The organism is Micrococcus sp. GbtcB5 (genome assembly GCF_019091605.1).
In the GTDB taxonomy this organism is placed as follows: Bacteria; Actinomycetota; Actinomycetes; order Actinomycetales; family Micrococcaceae; genus Micrococcus; species Micrococcus luteus.
Genome location: NZ_JAGXJK010000091.1, coordinates 1 through 551 on the forward strand (window position 1 = coordinate 1; position 551 = coordinate 551).

The following is a 551-nucleotide window of genomic DNA, read 5'->3' on the forward strand; positions in this document are numbered from 1 at the left end:
GACCATGTCTCCGACCTGGCCGTGCCGCTCGACGAGATCGCCGAGCAAGTCTCGTGAGGCCCCCACTGCGGTCTCAGGGGTTAATCGGGAAAAACGGGGCATGATGCCTCCTCTGTCAGTTCGGTCGCAAGTTCGAGGTGGGAGAACCTGCACGAGTGCGTACCTGCTGCTGATGTTCGGCATGGAAGATCGCAGCCTCAGCCAGCGCCCCGGCATGCACACCGTTCAATAGGTAGAAGTCGCGGGACTCGCGTCGCTGCCGACTCACGATCCCGGCCGACTCCAGGCGGTGAAGCTCGTGGGAGGTCTGGTCGACGGGAAGGTCGACGATGTCCGCCAGATGATTGGCAGAGACCTCGATGTCGCGAATGGCGAGGATCATCTTCACACTCACCAGATTCGCCAGCAACGCGAAGACTCCGACCGCCGCATTCAGATGCGGTGTGTCATACGTGGCGTGCGCGTGCTCAACTTCTTTCATAGTTATTAATACTACCCTATACCCCTATAGCGTATCAAGCGTTATTCAATCGATATGACGGACTTGGTGA

The 551-nt window shown here is 58.3% G+C and carries 1 protein-coding gene; it reads right to left on the minus strand.

What is annotated here, in order from left to right:
• Positions 1–115: 115 nt before the first annotated feature.
• Entirely contained in the window at positions 116–481 is a 366-nt protein-coding gene (locus tag KVS67_RS11595) for a helix-turn-helix transcriptional regulator (protein WP_217565403.1), read from the minus strand.
• Positions 482–551 lie beyond the last annotated feature (70 nt).